Origin of the sequence: Variovorax atrisoli 110B (genome assembly GCF_000382045.1) — a bacterium.
GTDB lineage: Bacteria > Pseudomonadota > Gammaproteobacteria > Burkholderiales > Burkholderiaceae_C > Variovorax > Variovorax atrisoli.
The window spans coordinates 1,469,233-1,484,474 of sequence record NZ_KB907450.1; the positions used below are offsets into that span (position 1 = coordinate 1,469,233).

Genomic DNA, 15,242 nt, shown 5'->3' on the forward strand with positions numbered 1-15,242 from the left:
AGTGGGCAAGCCTGGGGGTGTGCCATGTTTAGGCCTTGGCCTTCACGTAGCGTCCGGGCGCCGGCTCGATGGCCTTGTAGGCCTTGCCGTTGCCGTACGCCTTGGGCGCGGGGATCTGTTTGCCCGCGTGCCCCTTGAGCCATTGTGCCCAGTCGGTCCACCAGCTGCCCGGATGCTCCTGCGCGCCGGACAGCCATTCGGCCTGGGTCCTGGGAAACTTGCCGTCCTCGCGGATCCAGTGGCTTCGCTTCTTCTTGGCGGGCGGGTTGATCACGCCGGCGATGTGGCCCGATGCGCCCATCACGAAGCGCTTCTTGCCGGGCAGCAGCTGCGTGGAGGCATAGGCGCCGCCGATGGGCACGATGTGGTCCTCGCGCGAGCCGTAGATGTAGGCCGGGATGTCGATGCGGCCGAGGTCGATCTTCTCGCCGCACACGGTGAGCGCATTCGGCTTGGCCAGCTTGTTCTCGTGGTAGGTGTTGCGCAGGTACCAGGCGTAGAAGGGGCCCGGCAGGTTGGTGGCGTCGCTGTTCCAGTACAGCAGGTCGAAGGGCGGCGGGGTCTCGCCCTTGAGGTAGTTGCCGACCACGTAGTTCCACACCAGGTCGTTGGGCCGCAGGAAGCTGAAGGTCGAGGCCAGGTCGCCGCCCGGCAGCAGGCCGCCGTTGCCCAGCTGCATCTCGCGGTACTGCACGAGTTGCTCGTCCACGAAGATGTCGAGGATGCCGGTGTCGCTGAAGTCGAGGAAGGTGGTCAGCAGCGTGACCGAGGCGGCCGGCTTCTCGCCGCGCGCCGCGAGCACGGCCAGCGCGGTGCTCAGGATGGTGCCGCCCACGCAGAAGCCCAGCGCGTTGATCTGCTTGCTTGCGCTGATCTCCTGCACCGTGTGGATCGCCTTGATGGCGGCGTTCTCGATGTAGTCGTCCCAGGTGGCCTTGCCCATCGACTCGTCGGGGTTGCGCCAGCTCACCACGAACACGCGGTGGCCCTGCTCGTTCGCATAGCGGATCAGCGAGTTCTCGGGCTGCAGGTCGAGGATGTAGAACTTGTTGATGCAAGGCGGCACCAGCAGGAAGGGCCGCTCATAAACCTTGGGCGTGAGGGGCTTGTATTCGAGAAGCTGGAAGAACTCGTTCTCGAACACCACGGCGCCCTCGGTGGTGGCCACGTTGCGCCCCACTTCGAACGCGCTCTCGTCGGTCATGCTGAGATGGCCCTGCTTGACGTCGTTCAGCAGGTTCTGGATGCCCTTGGCGATGCTCTCGCCCTGCGTGTCGATGGCCTTCTTCTGCGCCTCGGCGTTGAAGGCCAGCGAATTGCTGGGCGCCGAGGCGGCCATCCATTGCTCGACGGCGAACCGCAGCCGCGCCTTGGTCTTCTGGTCGGCGTCGATGGCCTCGGCCATGCTCAGCATGGTGCGGCCGTTGAGCAGGTAGACGGCCGCCGAGAAGGCGGACAGCGGATTCTTGTTCCAGGCATCGCCCGCGAAGCGCCTGTCGCCTTCGGGCCTGGCGTCGAAGCCCTGGCGCCAGAGTTCGGTGGCCTCGGCGAGGTATTGCTGCTGGATCGACTGGAGCTTCTCGGGGTCGATGGAAAACCGGGGCATCTGCGGCAGCTCCGGCAATTTCGGCAGCTGCCATAGCGGCGTGCCTCCGATGTCGAAGGCGGAGCCGGCCTGCGCGGTGGACTGCCGGAACGATTCCAGCGCCTGGGTCCATCCTTGCGAAAGAGCCTGCTGGAAGGGCGCGAACGCATCGGCACCCGTTGCTTGTTGCTTCATCTTCTCTCCTGGTCCTCGCCTGAAACGGTACGGATGGCTTGCGTGATTTGAGTATGCTGCATCCCAAGGGCGCTCACAACGCTACCTCCACCACTTACCAACTGAAACTTTCCGTGTTTGTCCATCTGATCGTCATCGGCTGGCTGTATGTCGCCTTGATGATGGCGGTGGCCGAAGCCACCAACACCACCGGCACCGTGCTGGGCGCCATCTTCACATTTCTTTTGTACGGTTTGGCGCCCGTGGCACTGGTGGTTTACCTGATGGGCACGCCCGCACGGCGGCGCGCCATCAGGCAGCGCGAACTCGAGGCACAGGAAGCCGCGCGCCGCGCAGCCGCCGAGGAAGCAAGCCGGCCCACCGGAACTGCGGGGTCAGACCTTCCAGACCAGGGCAGCGAAGCGCCCGCTGATGCCGTCGCGCCGGTGCGAAAAGAACCGTGACGGGTTGCCGACGGTGCACCACGTGTCGCTGCCGTCGTTGCCATGGATCGATTCCACGCCCGCCGCGCGCAGCCGCTGGCGCGCCAGCCCGGGCAGGTCGGCGAGCCATTTGCCGGGAGCAGGCCCAGGCCGGAAGCAGGACGCAGCCTCGGGCGCATGCGCCTCGAAGGCAGCCTTGACCTCGGGGCCCACCTCGAAGGCCTTGGGGCCGATGCACGGCCCCAGCCAGGCAATGACTCCTGGAGCGCCATCGAAAGCCCTCACCGTCTGCTCCAGCACGCCGCCGGCCAGCCCGCGCCAGCCCGCATGCGCCGCCGCCACGCGATGCCCGGCTTCGTCGGTGAAGAGCACCGGCAGGCAATCGGCCACCATGATCGTGCAGGCCAGGCCTGCCGCCGTGGCGGTACAACCGTCTGCAGCCGTGCCGTCGTTCACGATGCCAGGGGCAGCATCGAGTTCGACGACGCCCGTCCCGTGCACCTGCTGGAGAAAGACCGGACGAGCCCCGATGGCCGCGCGCAAACGGTTGCGGTTGTCCGCCACGTGCGAGGGCTCGTCGCCCACGTGGTCGCCGAGGTTCAGGCTCGCGTAGCGCCCCGGCGAGACACCGCCCTCGCGCGTGGTGCACACGGCCCGCACGTTCGGCGGCGCGGGCCATTTGGGCACCAGCCAGCTTGCATCCATCGGCTTCAGGCTTCCGCGTCGGGGGCCTGCGAGGGCTGCGCGCGCTGGAAGGCCTCGTGCTCCATGCAGGCGTCGAAGGCGGCCATGGTGCGCGGCAGGCCGCTGAAGTCGCAGTCGAAGCGGCGGCCGTTGAAGATCTGCGGCACGAGGCAGCAATCGGCCAGCGTCGGCGTGTCGCCCCAGCAGTAGGTGCCGGCGGGGTACTGCGCGAGCTGGCGCTCGAAGGCCAGCAGGCCGTCTCGCACCCAGTGGCGGTACCAGGCGTTCTTGGCTTCCTCGTCGAGCTTGAGGTCCTTCACGAGGTACTTGAGCACGCGCAGGTTGTTCAGCGGATGGATCTCGCAGGCGATCGATTGCGCCAGCGCGCGCACGTGGGCGCGGGCCACCGGGTCGAGCGGCAGCAGCGCGGGCTCGGGATGCGTTTCGTCGAGGTACTCGATGATGGCCATGGACTGCGAGAAGCGCTCGCCGCCGTCTTCGAGCAGCGGCACCAGCCTGTCGGCGGAGATGGCGGCGTAGGGGCCGGTGCGGTGGTCGCCGCGCGCGATGTGCACGGGGATGTATTCGAAATCGAGGCCCTTCAGGTTGAGGGCGATGCGGACGCGGAACGAGGCGGAGGAGCGGAAATAGTTGTGCAGCTTCATGATCCGGCAAGCATAGCGCTCCCTCCGAAGCACAGCGTCAGGAGCGGGCTATAGCCGCCAGCACGCAGCGGAAGTCCAGCAGCGCGGCCTTCGGCGAGGTGGCGGCGACGGCCTCGCGCCACTCGCCGAGGATGCGGCGCGCGGCTTCTTCCTCGCGGGCGGCGATGCCGATGCGCCATGGCCCCAGGGTGCCGGGCTCCTCGCCCTCGCCATGGTTGTGCAGGCCTTCGCCGTAGGGCCGGCCCTCGGAGCAGGCGCGGCAGAGCATCTGCATGCTGGTGGTCCAGTTCTCGGCGCTGGCGTCGGCGGCCTCGAAGCGCTTGACCAGCGCGTCGATGTCTTCCCTGGTCGCCTCCTCGATGGTGACTTCGTACGTCGAATAGTCCGACGGCGCGATCAGCTCCAGGGCGTCGAACACCGGCACCTCGCGCTCGCCCCGCAGGCGGTAGCCGTTGGCCGCGCCGTCGTGCAGCACGAGGTCGCCGTAGCGGTGGCCGCAGTCGGGCGTGGGCACGTTGCGCAGGATGGCGCGCGCCGGATCGATGCGGTCGGCCCACACCACCTCGCTGGCCTCGAGGCCATGCACGCGGATGGGCGTGAGCCCGATGAAGAGATCGACCGGCCCGTTGCCCTCGGGCACCTCGATGCCGTACTGCCGCCAGGCGCTGCGCGCGGTGGCCCAGTCGCCCAGGGCCGTGGCCGCGATGCCGAGATTCCAGACCGCGCCCTCGTTGCGCGGGTCGCACTGCACGGCACGGGCGTTGGCCTGCAGCGAGGCGGCCCAGTCGCCGCGGTACTTGTGGATGAGGCCGATGTTGTACCAGGGCGCCGACCAGTTCGGCAGCACGGCGCCGGCCTGCGCATAGGCTTGCAGCGCGCCGTCCTGGTCGCCCTCCTCGTCGAGCCGGCGGCCTAGTTCGTTGAGCGCGTTGGCCTTGCCGGCCTTGCCGATTCGGATGGGCATGGTGGGAAATGAGGGGAATGGAGAAGGAATCCGCCGCGCGGGCCGTCTATTGTGAGCCCCGCGCCTCTGGCACACTGCCGGTTTCCCGCCTGGCTTCCCCCTGAGAAACTGAGAAAAGGACACGTCTCCATGGCCTCCGAGTTCGTCTTCGCCCCGCCCGCCGCCGTTTCGGTTCCGGTGGCCGGCCAGTCCGCCCGCTTCCCGGTGCACCGCATCTACTGCGTGGGCCGCAACTACGAAGATCACGCCAAGGAAATGGGTTTCACCGGCCGCGAACCGCCCTTCTTCTTCATGAAGCCCGCCGACGCGCTGGTGGTGGTCGATGCCGGCCAGACCGGCACCATGGCCTACCCGTCGCTCACCAAGAACCTGCACCACGAGATCGAACTCGTGGTCGCCATCGGCACCGGCGGCAAGAACATCGCCGCTGCCGACGCGCACAAGCACATCTACGGCTACGCGGTCGGCCTCGACATGACCCGTCGCGACCTGCAGAACGACATGAAGAAGCAGGGCCGCCCCTGGGACATCGGCAAGGGCTTCGAGCAGAGCGCGCCCATCGGCCCGATCGTGCCCGTGGCGCAGGCCGGCGACGCCGAGAAGGCCGAGATCTCGCTCCAGGTCAACGGCGCCGACCGCCAGCGCAGCAACGTGAGCAAGCTGATCTGGAACGTGGCCGAGACCATCGAGCACCTCTCGGCAGCCTGGGAGCTGCAGCCCGGCGACCTGATCTACACCGGCACGCCCGAAGGCGTGGCGGCCGTGGTGGCCGGCGACACGCTCGTGGGCGAGGTCGCGGGCCTGCCCAAGCTGACCGTCAAGGTCGTCTGAAGACGGCGGTCGGTTCATGCTCCTGCGCGTCCCCATCAAGCATTGCAAGAACTGCGGCACCGCGGTGGTCTACCGCGTGCCGGACGACGGCGACACCAAGCAGCGCGCCGTCTGCCCGGCCTGCCACACCATCCACTACGAGAACCCGCTGAACGTGGTCGGCACCATCCCCGTGCTGGGCGACAAGGTGCTGCTGTGCAAACGCAACATCGAGCCGCGCTGGGGCAAGTGGACGCTGCCGGCCGGCTTCATGGAGCTCGAAGAGACCACCGCCCAGGGCGCGGCCCGCGAGACCGACGAGGAGGCCGGCGCGAACTTCGAACTCGAGGGCCTGTTCTCGGTGATCAGCGTGGTGCGCGTGGGGCAGGTGCACCTGTTCTACCGCGCGCGCCTGCTCGACGACAAGTTCGACCCGGGCCACGAGACCATCGAGGCGCGGCTCTTCACCGAGGAAGAGATTCCCTGGGACGAGATCGCCTTCCGCACGGTGCGCGAGACGCTCGAACACTACTTCGCGGACCGCCGACGCGGCAGCTTCGACCGCGTGCACGAACTCAGCATCGTTTGACCAAATCCATGAACAAGACTCTGCGCGCCACCCTCCTCTGCAGCGCCAGCCTCGGCTTCGCGCTGGCGGCAACGGCAGCCAGGGCGGATGCCGTGGGCGAGGTGGACACCGCCTTCAAGCTCATCGGGCCCGACCACAAGATCGTGATCGAGGCCTACGACGACCCCAAGGTCAACGGCGTGACCTGCTACGTCTCGCGCGCCAAGACCGGCGGCCTGGCGGGCGCCTTCGGCGTGGCCGAGGACAAGGCCGAGGCCTCCATCGCCTGCCGCCAGGTCGGCCCGGTGAGCATCACCCAGCCGCTGCCCAAGCGCGAGGAGGTCTACAGCGAGCGGCTGTCGGTGCTCTTCAAGCGGCTGCGCGTGGTGCGCATGGTCGACCCCAAGCGCAACACGCTGGTCTACCTGACCTACTCCGACCTGCTGATCGACGGCTCGCCGAAGAACAGCGTGACCGCGGTGCCCATCGACCGGGCGACGCCGATCCCGCTCAAGTAGCAGGCACAGGCAGCAAGCACTGGCAGCAAGCATCGGGGGCGGGTGCGGGCCGCCGGCGCGACTCCCGCGCAATGCCCACCTCACAGCCGGTTGCTCTTTCGCAGGGCGCCGCCTCGGTGGTTTGCTAGCATCGCCCGCGTGGCGCACCCCCGGGAGCGCCGGTTTGCAGGAACCCTCCGCAACGAACCCGTTCGAACAGAGCCCATGCACCTTCAGACTTTCGTTTTACGTTTCGGCGCCGCGGCGCTGCTGGCCACGGGCCTCGCAGCCTGTACCACCGTCGATCTCAACACCCCCTGGCCGACGACGCCTCCGGCCGCCAAGCCGCCGGTGCCGCAGCGCCCGGCCGCGCTGTTCATCCGACCGGCCAACGGCCCGACCATCGCGCGCTTCGACGGCGACCGCGTCAAGGGCATCGACATCGGCGGCAACCTCGGCGACCCGATCGTCGCCGCCGCCGACGGGCGCGTGGTGTACGTTGGCAGCGAACTGCCCGCCTACGGCAACATGGTCATCGTCAAGCACAACGAGACCTTCCTGACGGCCTACGCGCACCTGCAGACCATCTACGTCAAAGAGAACGCCGTGGTCCGCCAGGGCGACAAGATCGCCGAGATGGGCCGCAGCAACGCCGACCGCGTGAAGCTGCGCTTCGAGATCCGCAAGAACGGCAGCCCGGTCGATCCCGAGCCGTATCTCAGCGGCCGACTGTTGCAGTAACGGCTGATGGCCGCAGGCCCGGCCGCCGCCAACGAAAAAGCCCCCTTTCGGGGGCTTTCGGCTTTCTGGGGCGCACTGAAAACTGCGCCCCGCGCCTGCGTCACTCCAACACGGTGGCCTTGGTGTCGCGCAGCACGATCTCGCGCCAGCTGCTGTCGTAGGTGCTGACGAACATGTCGCGGAAGGACACCGAGCCCTGCGCCGGCAGGTTGAAGCTCTTCGATGCCGTGCCCGTGGCCGAAGGCGCCACGTCGGCCCGGTCTTCCGCGCCGGCCGAGGGACCGGCGATCAGTTTCAGGAAGAACTGCGTCGCGAAGGCGGGGTTCAGGCCCGTGGCGCTGATCGAGAAGTCGGCGCCGCCCGAATAGGAGGCCAGGGCCGGCGTGGTCGTGAAGTCCGGATAGCCGACTGCGGCGGCTTCCGCCAGCGTCAGCGGTCGGCCATGGAAGCGGTGCTTGTAGACGATGTCGAAGCCGTTGAACTTGGCCACCGTCGTGCCGTCGCTCTCGTACGCGGTGAAGGTGTACTCGGGCGTGGCGGGGAGCGCGGCGATCGCGCTGTCGGTCAGGCCTGCGTTCTGACGGCCGTTGCAGTTCGTCGTCAGGTAGTAGTAGTTGAAGTCCGGGCTGCCATCGATCGGCCATGCACCGCCGCCCGAAGGACGCGAGTGGCGCAGGCCGCCCGGGGGCAGCCCCGGGCCGGTGACGACCACCGACGCGACGTTGCCGCTGTTGCCGGTGCTGATGTCCTGGATCTCGAACTGCAGCGAGCTGCTCACGCAACCGGTCGCCTTCTCCTTGGTGGCATGGACGTGCGGGTTGATGTCCAGCACGCGACCGTCGCCGCGCAGGCGCCAGACGCCGTCGGTGCCCTTGACCACCTGCATGCCCTGCGTGTTGCTGAATGCGATGCCGTTCTTGTCCTTGTGCGTGAACTCGACGAAGGCGCGCGGGCTCGTGTTGTTCGCGTCGATGGTGTAGTTGATGCGCTGGATCACCACGTCGGTGAAGCTCGCGCCGATGAGGTTGACGTCGGTCGCCGTCTCGTTCGCGAACTGCGAGGCGGTGAGGTCGGAGAACCTGAAGCCGTAGGTGCCGGTGACGGGGTTGGTGCCGTCGGTCATCAGCGGCAGCAGCTGCGACGGCGAGGGAAGACCGGTGGCGAACTTGCCCACGAAGTCGGAGAACACCTTGCGGATCGCCGCGATGTCGTCGGCCGCGGTGCCCATGCCGGAGCCGCTCATCGGCGTGGTGGCGGGTTCGGCCGCAGCCTTCACCGCCAGGTCGTCGGCGATCTGCTGCTGGGTGACGATGTTGGTGATGGTCGCCACGTTGGTGGCCGGATCGACGCTCACCCGCAGCACGTCCAGCGCCTTGTCCAGCGCGCTGGACAGCGGGGTGAAGGCCGTGCGCAGCAGGTCGATGCTGGCGTCCACGCCCATCGCCTGCAGAACCGGCAGAAGCTTGGCCTTCAGCGCGTCGCTCTCGGCCTTGAGCTCGTCCGCGGAGAGCGAGGCGAACTCGCCGCCGTCGAAGTACTGCGACGCCAGCCGGCCGGCGATGTTGGACACCACCAGGTCGGTCAGCGGCGTGATGTTGATGTTGCCGTTGACGTCGGCCGCGGTGGCGGCCGAATGGATCACCGTGCGCTCGCCGGCCACCGTGCCCTCGGCGCGGAAGACGAAGGGCGCGGTCATGCCGCTCACGTCGACGGTGTACTTGCCGTCGACCAGCGGCACGGTCTTGCTGGCGCCCTTGGCGTCCTTGACGGTGACGGTACCCACCAGCGGCAGGCCGGCAGCCGCCGTGCCCGAAAACGTAACAGACGCCGCCGGCGGGTTGCTGGCCGGCGGATTGCTCGCGGGCGGGCTGCTGGGCGGGTTGCTCGAGGCGGGAAAGCCGGCAAAACCTCCGCCACCGCCGCCCCCACCCCCGCCGCAGGCGCCGAGCGAGACCAGGAACGCCACCGCGAATGCGCAGCGCGTCATCTGGAAGAAGGACCGGCCGGGGGCCGCGGGGGTCGCGAAGTTTGTGTTCATGATGGTCTTGGCGGTAAAGGAGCAAACAAAAGAATCAACTCGTAACACGAGCGTTGCGATTCTTCTGGAGGCCCCCGCCTCCGACCATCCTCTGTTTTGAGGATGCGGACCGGCCAGCCCTAGAGCAGGCTCTCGGGCACCAGCGGAGCCAGCAGCTCCAGCTTCCAGCGCGACCAGAAGTCCGTCTCGGGCTCCTGGTGCAGGATGGTGTCGGCCGCGTCGCCCGAGGCCGGGCTCACCCACTCGATGGCGCCTTTCGGCCCCAGCTGCAGCTGGTAGGCGCCGTCCAGCCGCATGAAGCCGATCAGGCTGGTGAGCTGCTGGGCGATCTGCGGGCTGAAGATGAAGATGCCGACCTCGGTGTTGTGCAGCATCGAGCGCGGGTCGAAGTTCATCGAGCCGATGAAGACGATCTTGCGGTCGACCACCGCCGACTTGCCGTGCAGCCGGCCGCTGGCCGAGCCGTACATGCCGAATCGCTTGGTCTGCTCCACCCGCTTGGGGCTCAGCTCGTACAGCTCCACGCCCAGGCGCAGCATCTCGGCGCGATAGCGGCGGTAGCCGATGTGCACCAGCGACTCGTCGGTGGCGGCCAGCGAATTGGTGACGATGGTGTAGCTCACGCCGTTGCCGCGCACCAGGCGGATGGTCTCCATGCCGCCGCGCCCCGGGATCAGGTAGGGCGTGGTCTGCATGATCTCGTTCTCGGCGCCGCGCAGGTAGCGCCGCACGTTGTAGAGCACGCTGTCCTTCGACTCGTCGGCCGGCAGGCCCCGCGCCTCGTCGGTCTGGCCCAGCGCCTTAGCAGGCGGATCGGCATACGCCTCGGCGCGCGCCCAGACCAGCTTCAGCTCGCCGGCTGCAAGGTCCTTGGCCAGCGAGTTGTTGCCCAGCAGGTCGGTGGAGCCGGGTTCCTCGGGGTGCAGCTCTTCAGGCCCGGTGGTGAGGCGGTCGAAGCGCTCGCGCAGCTGCCGGGGCGTCTCGCCGCCCGGCGGCACCAGCGACTCGATGGGATAGACGTACGGGCTGTTCCAGTACATGTCGAACAGCGAGGACAGCTTCGGCACCACCGCGCCGGCCACCAGCGTGTCGATGTCGATGAAGTTCGAGCCCCCGTCGCGCAGGAAGTACTCGTTGGCCATGTTGCGCCCGCCCATCACGCCGATGGTGTTGTCCACCACGTAGAGCTTGTTGTGCATGCGGCGGTGCACGCGGTCGAAGTCCAGGATCGACCATGCCCAGCGCGTGCCGAAGCGGTCGCGCCCGGCGGGAAAGGGATTGAAGAGCCGCACCTCCACGTTGGGGTGCGAGGCGAAGCTGGTGAACAGCGGATCGGCGCCGGCCGTGTAGAGGTCGTCCACCAGCAGGCGCACGCGCACGCCCCGGTCGGCCGCGTCGCGCAGGGCGCGCAGCAGGTAGCGGCCGGTCTCGTCGTTCTGCACGAGGTAGTACTGCACGTCGATGGAGCGCTGCGCCCGCCGCGCGAGCTCGATGCGCGCATGCAGCGAGAACTGCGGCATCGGCAGCAGGCGGAACCCGCTGAGCGGCTCGCCCGGCGGCGCCGCGGCCTTCACGAGGCGGCCGAGCGGGGTGTCGGCGCCGTCGGCGATGGCCGTGGAGGGTTTGCGCTGCACCTGCGACGGCAGGCCGGCACAGCCCGCCATGAACAGCGCCGCGATGCCCAGCAGCAGCCAGGCCAGCCATCGGACATGCGGTTGGTCGGCAGTCCGGCGGTGGGATTTCGGCATGGATGGCGGCGCGTGGGTTGGAGCGGGAATCTTGGTTCGGGCCAGTGCCCGGAAAAGCTCGCGGTTTCTACCACGAGCCCGCTCCATGTGCTGCACCGCAGCGGCAGATTCAAGATCCGGGGAAGGCCCGCTCAGGAGCCGCGCGCAGGCCCCCACTGCCTGACGAAATGATCGGCCCGCAGGGTGGCCCTCTCGACCGCAGCGTCCCACGACAGCTGCTGGGTGATGACCAGCGCACAGCGCGGGATGCCGCTGAAGCTCAGTTCGGCGATGCCGGCGTAGGTGCCGCTGGGGGTGCGCATGAGCTCGAGCCAGCCGGTCCAGCCGTCCGGAACGCTGAGAGCCAGTCGAGCGCCGTCCATGATGGGATCACCATAGCCCATTTATTTACGCACTTCCATGAATTTAAACCCTAGGTACTACCTTGGGACGGAGGGGTGAGGAGGCTAATGGCTGCGCGCGCCGGGCGCATCACGCGAACATGGGAGGCGTCGGCGCACCGGTCGGCCCACCAACCGGCCGCCCCACCGACATAGAGGCGAACAAGCCGAGGCTGCAGCCCGGCTTTTGGGCAAAGATCGGGAAGCATGAAAGCGAAGAAGACAGGCGCCAACTCCGGCGCCACCCTGGCACTTTTCGAGGATCCGCCCCGGCCGGCGCGCGAGGCGCTGGGCGCCGGCGCGTTCGTGCTGCCCGGCTTCGCCCTGCCCTTCGTGGACGAACTGCTGCCAGCGATCCGTTCGGTGGCGGAGGCGGCGCCCTTCCGGCACCTCGTCACGCCAGGCGGCTTCACCATGTCGGTCGCACTCACCAATTGCGGCGCGCTCGGCTGGACCAGCGACCGGCGCGGCTATCGCTACAGCGCGACCGATCCCGACAGCGGCAAGCCCTGGCCCACCATGCCCGAACCCCTGGCGCGGCTGGCACGCGAGGCCGCATCGGCGGCCGGCTTCGACGGCTTCTCGCCCGACGCCTGCCTCGTCAACCGCTACGCCCCCGGCGCGCGGCTTTCGCTGCACCAGGACAAGGACGAGCGCGACTACGGCGCGCCCATCGTCTCGGTGTCGCTGGGCATGCCGGCGGTGTTCCTGTTCGGCGGCCATGTGCGCACCGACAAGGCGGTGCGCGTGCCGCTCGCGCACGGTGACGTGGTGGTCTGGGGCGGCGAGGACCGGCTGCGCTTCCACGGCGTGCTGCCGCTGAAGGACGAGCCTCACCCGCTGCTGGGTGCAGTGCGCATCAACCTCACCTTCCGCAAGGCGGGCTGAGCGGCGGCGCTGATGCGGGCTGGCGCGAAGGACCGCTCAGGCCTGCCCCTGCGCCCCCTGCGTCCTGTCGTGCACCCATCGCATGGCCTGCTGCTCGGCGTGGCGCAGGGCCTCGGCCTCGGTGCCGTAGGAGGCGTTGTCGGTATCGGCAGGCAGTTCGATGTCGTCCTCTCCGGGGGACGCGGCGCGGCAGACCACGACGGGCCTGTAGGTCTGGTCGTCGAGCCGCTCGGCGCGGCACAGGAACAGCCGACCGCGATAGCTGAAGGTGACGAGGCGGTCCTCGAAGGCTGAGGGGGTTGCTTGTTGCATGGAATGCGTCCTTTCTTTCTCTTGAGATGCTGGTCAACGGCGTTCCAGGCCTACAGACAGAGCCGGCGTGCAGCACCATGGTGGCGCCATGACACATCCCATCGAACTCACCATCGAGGAGCCGCTGCCGGGCGCCTACGTCTGGCAGCTGCTCGAAACCGACGACCAGGGCACGCATCCGCGCGTCCTGCGCAGGGCCTACGAGCCTGCCGAGAGCTACGAGCTCGCGCTCTCCTCAGGCCAGCGGGCCCTGCAAAGCGAGATCCGGCACCGGACACCGCACGCGCACGGAACGGGCGCGTCGTGAGGACGGGCACTCCGGCCTGTGCGGGGTGCGCCCTCTTTCGTTTTGCCTGTGATCAGGCCTGATGCCAATGTGACGGGGCGGCCAGGGCCCCGGCTAAGGCTCGGGCCGCCTTGCCTTGTCGGAGAGTGGCCCATGCCCGGCGCGGCAGCCAGCGCGAGCCGTCCGGTACCGAGTGTCCCCGTGGACAGCTATCTCGGCTCGGTCAGGCGTGGAGCCCGAAGTCCGTGATGGTGAGCGTGATGGCCTGGTCCGGGGTGGCCCGGTAGCGCGCCACGGCTGCCGGTTCGATGGCGTGGAAGTGGTCCCGGCACGCGCCGAGCAGGTGTTCGCCGATTTCGCGGACGCCGAATTCGTCGTGCAGGGTTTCCTCGGAAATCTGTGCGAGTACGCGCGGGCCCTCGGGCCCCTCGGGATAGAAGGCAAAGCGCACGCTCGCCGTGTCGAAGCAATAGATGCCTTCGAAATTCTTCATCTCAGTCGTCTCCTGTGCCTGCGGCGGTTTCCAGCGGTTTCATTTGTGTCGACGGCGATTGAGCGCGTGCCGTCACAACTGGAAGCGGAGAAAGCAGCGCATGAGTGCGCAGGAAACGTCCTACAGAGATCGAGGCGAGCGCTTTCACCCTGAATCGACCATGGCTTCGTTTTCCGCGCGCCGATGCGGCGAAGATCGGGCTCTCTCGACTTGCGCTTCGCTGCATGCCTTTTTCTCTCCCGGCCGTAAGGCCAGATCCGACGACCGCAATCCCCACCGGCCCTGCGCGCCCTGCCCGGTCTCGCCTGCATGGCGTCACGGCCGCGCTGGCCGTCGGCGTCCTCGCCCTCCAGCTCGGCGCATGCGGCGGGCCCAGCCAGGCTCAGCGGCAGGCCGAGGTGACCTCTGCGCCGCCCACCGACTGCACCGCCTGGGTCGGCACCGACCGCAACGCGATGATGGGCGGCTACCTGCTGCCGAAGAATCCGAAGGACGCCAGAGGCCCGAAGGTCTGCGTGCCGGTGCTGATGACGGCCAACCATCCGCCGGCCGGCTATGCGGGCGGCAACTACTACATCAGCGAGTTCACCGACGACAAGCTCAAGGCACGCTGGCGCGCCTGCAAGGAAGATCCGGCCTGCTTCAAGCGCATCGACGCGCAGATGCAGCGCTGGCTGCCACCCAACAAGGAGCGCGCCACGCGCTCGACCGGGGTTGTCGATCCGTCCGGGCGCATCGACCCCGACGGCAACGTCGACCTCAGGCAGATCCGCCGCCCCGCCTTCTTCGCCAGGGCGCCCTACCGCGAGGGCATCGCCGAGGCCGACGCGCGCACCTACGTGGTGGAGTTCACCGCGCCGCGCGACACCTTCGAGCGCATCGACCTGAAGATGACGGGCGACATCAAGCTGCGCGGCTGGTACATCGAGGGCGCGGGCATCGACGACGGCAAGGGAAAGAAGACGCGCGCGCTGGTCGTCATGGCGCCGGGCGGCGGCGGGCAGCTCACGGCGATCCAGCATCCCGCCGAGGTGGCGTACCGCATCGACCAGAAGACCGGCAAGACCATGCCGGTGAGCTTCCCCAACGCGACCACCGAGACCATGGGCCAGCGCTGGTGGCGCGAGAACCTGTATGCCCTGAACCAGGCCGGCTTCGACGTGCTGGCCTACGACCGGCGCGGCGAGGGGCTGTCGGGCGGCTTCAGCGACACCAACACGCTGGAGCAAGGCGAGGACGTGTTCCGCGCCCTCACGGCGCTGGAGACCGGGCGCGGCCTGCGCATCCTCACGCCCAAGGGCGAACTGCTGCAGGGCGAGGCCACGCGGGGCCGGCTGCTGGCGGGCATGCCTGCCAGCGAGATCCCGCTGGTGCTCGGCGGCTATTCGCGCGGTTCGATGTCCACCGCCTGGGCGATGACGAAGAACTACGTCGCCCAGTGCAGCTTCGACATGCCCCAGCCCAGCTGCACCCCGCCCAAGGGCCTGCGCAACATCCGCGGCGCGCTGCTGCTGTCCTCGTTTGCGAGCGGCGCGGGCTACGTGGGCGATTCGCCCGACCTGGCCGACCGTAACCTGTTCCTGGGCGGCATGGCGGCGGAGCACCACATCGTGTTCTATCCCAACTCGTCCACGCTCGCGGGCATGGACCGCTGGCCCGCAGCATTCTTCGGCAAGGGCCTGTGGGACCGCGCGGAAACGCTGGAAGGCACGGTGGCGGCCTACAACCGCATCCGCGGCCTGAAGGAGATCGTGCTCGCGCGCGGCCCGCATTCCATCGAGACATGGCCCGAATCGGACCGCGCCTACCTGCGCGAGCGCATGGTGGTGTTCGCCAAGGGGCTGATCGTCGGCGGGCGCACCATCCCTGGCGCGCGGCCGTGGAAAGACTTCAAGTCGCTGGTGGCGACCACGCCCGACTCGTGGGAGCCGTCGTCGCAGCCGAAGGCGCCGTGATCGCCCTGCGC

At 68.4% G+C, this 15,242-nt stretch carries 17 protein-coding genes; 8 read left to right on the forward strand and 9 right to left on the reverse strand.

The annotated features are described in order from the left end of the window. Positions 1-28: 28 nt before the first annotated feature. The gene (gene phaC / locus G369_RS0106960; protein WP_019653266.1) at positions 29-1,780 is read right to left on the reverse strand and encodes a class I poly(R)-hydroxyalkanoic acid synthase; all 1,752 of its coding nucleotides are present in this window, start codon (positions 1,778-1,780) and stop codon (positions 29-31) included. Between the two features lie 53 nt (positions 1,781-1,833). On the opposite strand from phaC, the gene G369_RS0106965 reads away from it, so the two are divergent. Next, entirely contained in the window at positions 1,834-2,223 is a 390-nt protein-coding gene (locus G369_RS0106965; protein ID WP_019653267.1) for a hypothetical protein, read from the forward strand. Here the strand turns inward: G369_RS0106965 and pgeF are convergent. From pgeF to G369_RS0106980, 3 genes are read right to left on the reverse strand one after another with little or no spacing between them, the layout of a single operon-like run. Continuing rightward, a complete protein-coding gene (gene pgeF, locus G369_RS0106970; protein WP_019653268.1) occupies positions 2,155-2,907 on the reverse strand; it encodes a peptidoglycan editing factor PgeF in 753 nt (250 codons plus the stop codon). The two genes, G369_RS0106965 and pgeF, sit on opposite strands and share 69 nt — an antisense overlap. Positions 2,908-2,912: 5 nt before the next feature. Further along, positions 2,913-3,551: a maleylacetoacetate isomerase gene (maiA, locus tag G369_RS0106975; RefSeq protein ID WP_019653269.1), complete on the reverse strand. Its 639-nt coding sequence runs from the start codon at positions 3,549-3,551 to the stop codon at positions 2,913-2,915. Positions 3,552-3,588: 37 nt separating this feature from the next. Next, positions 3,589-4,515 (reverse strand): tetratricopeptide repeat protein, encoded by a 927-nt coding sequence (locus G369_RS0106980; protein WP_019653270.1) that lies wholly within the window; start codon positions 4,513-4,515, stop codon positions 3,589-3,591. A gap of 129 nt (positions 4,516-4,644) precedes the next feature. Here G369_RS0106980 and G369_RS0106985 point away from each other — a divergent pair, with 129 nt between their 5' ends. The 4 genes from G369_RS0106985 (at position 4,645) to G369_RS0107000 (ending at position 7,131) form a co-directional block, all read left to right on the forward strand. Further along, entirely contained in the window at positions 4,645-5,346 is a 702-nt protein-coding gene (locus tag G369_RS0106985) for a fumarylacetoacetate hydrolase family protein (protein ID WP_019653271.1), read from the forward strand. A gap of 16 nt (positions 5,347-5,362) precedes the next feature. Continuing rightward, positions 5,363-5,914 (forward strand): NUDIX hydrolase, encoded by a 552-nt coding sequence (locus G369_RS0106990; protein ID WP_019653272.1) that lies wholly within the window; start codon positions 5,363-5,365, stop codon positions 5,912-5,914. A gap of 8 nt (positions 5,915-5,922) precedes the next feature. Further along, positions 5,923-6,411, forward strand: a complete 489-nt coding sequence (locus G369_RS0106995) for a CreA family protein (protein ID WP_019653273.1) — start codon at positions 5,923-5,925, stop codon at positions 6,409-6,411. Positions 6,412-6,615: 204 nt separating this feature from the next. Continuing rightward, entirely contained in the window at positions 6,616-7,131 is a 516-nt protein-coding gene (locus G369_RS0107000; protein WP_019653274.1) for a murein hydrolase activator EnvC family protein, read from the forward strand. Between the two features lie 100 nt (positions 7,132-7,231). On the opposite strand, the gene G369_RS37045 is transcribed toward G369_RS0107000, so the two are convergent. The 3 genes from G369_RS37045 to G369_RS0107015 form a co-directional block, all read right to left on the reverse strand. Continuing rightward, on the reverse strand, positions 7,232-9,169 hold the full coding sequence (locus tag G369_RS37045; RefSeq protein ID WP_019653275.1) for a hypothetical protein: 1,938 nt from the start codon (positions 9,167-9,169) through the stop codon (positions 7,232-7,234). Between the two features lie 119 nt (positions 9,170-9,288). Then, the gene (locus G369_RS0107010; RefSeq protein WP_019653276.1) at positions 9,289-10,917 is read right to left on the reverse strand and encodes a phospholipase D family protein; all 1,629 of its coding nucleotides are present in this window, start codon (positions 10,915-10,917) and stop codon (positions 9,289-9,291) included. Between the two features lie 131 nt (positions 10,918-11,048). Beyond that, on the reverse strand, positions 11,049-11,279 hold the full coding sequence (locus G369_RS0107015) for a hypothetical protein (protein ID WP_126184419.1): 231 nt from the start codon (positions 11,277-11,279) through the stop codon (positions 11,049-11,051). A gap of 225 nt (positions 11,280-11,504) precedes the next feature. On the opposite strand from G369_RS0107015, the gene alkB reads away from it, so the two are divergent. Continuing rightward, on the forward strand, positions 11,505-12,185 hold the full coding sequence (gene alkB / locus G369_RS0107020) for a DNA oxidative demethylase AlkB (RefSeq protein WP_019653278.1): 681 nt from the start codon (positions 11,505-11,507) through the stop codon (positions 12,183-12,185). A 36-nt stretch (positions 12,186-12,221) separates the two neighbouring features. Here alkB and G369_RS0107025 read toward each other — a convergent pair whose 3' ends face one another. Next, entirely contained in the window at positions 12,222-12,497 is a 276-nt protein-coding gene (locus tag G369_RS0107025; RefSeq protein WP_019653279.1) for a hypothetical protein, read from the reverse strand. 88 nt (positions 12,498-12,585) lie between these two features. Here G369_RS0107025 and G369_RS0107030 point away from each other — a divergent pair, with 88 nt between their 5' ends. After that, positions 12,586-12,804 (forward strand): hypothetical protein, encoded by a 219-nt coding sequence (locus G369_RS0107030; protein WP_019653280.1) that lies wholly within the window; start codon positions 12,586-12,588, stop codon positions 12,802-12,804. Between the two features lie 202 nt (positions 12,805-13,006). Here G369_RS0107030 and G369_RS0107035 read toward each other — a convergent pair whose 3' ends face one another. After that, positions 13,007-13,276 (reverse strand): hypothetical protein, encoded by a 270-nt coding sequence (locus tag G369_RS0107035; protein WP_019653281.1) that lies wholly within the window; start codon positions 13,274-13,276, stop codon positions 13,007-13,009. A gap of 398 nt (positions 13,277-13,674) precedes the next feature. Between G369_RS0107035 and G369_RS0107040 the strand changes: the two genes are divergently transcribed. Beyond that, positions 13,675-15,231 carry an alpha/beta fold hydrolase gene (locus G369_RS0107040; RefSeq protein ID WP_019653282.1) on the forward strand — a complete coding sequence of 519 codons (1,557 nt, stop codon included), beginning with the start codon at positions 13,675-13,677 and terminating at the stop codon, positions 15,229-15,231. Positions 15,232-15,242 lie beyond the last annotated feature (11 nt).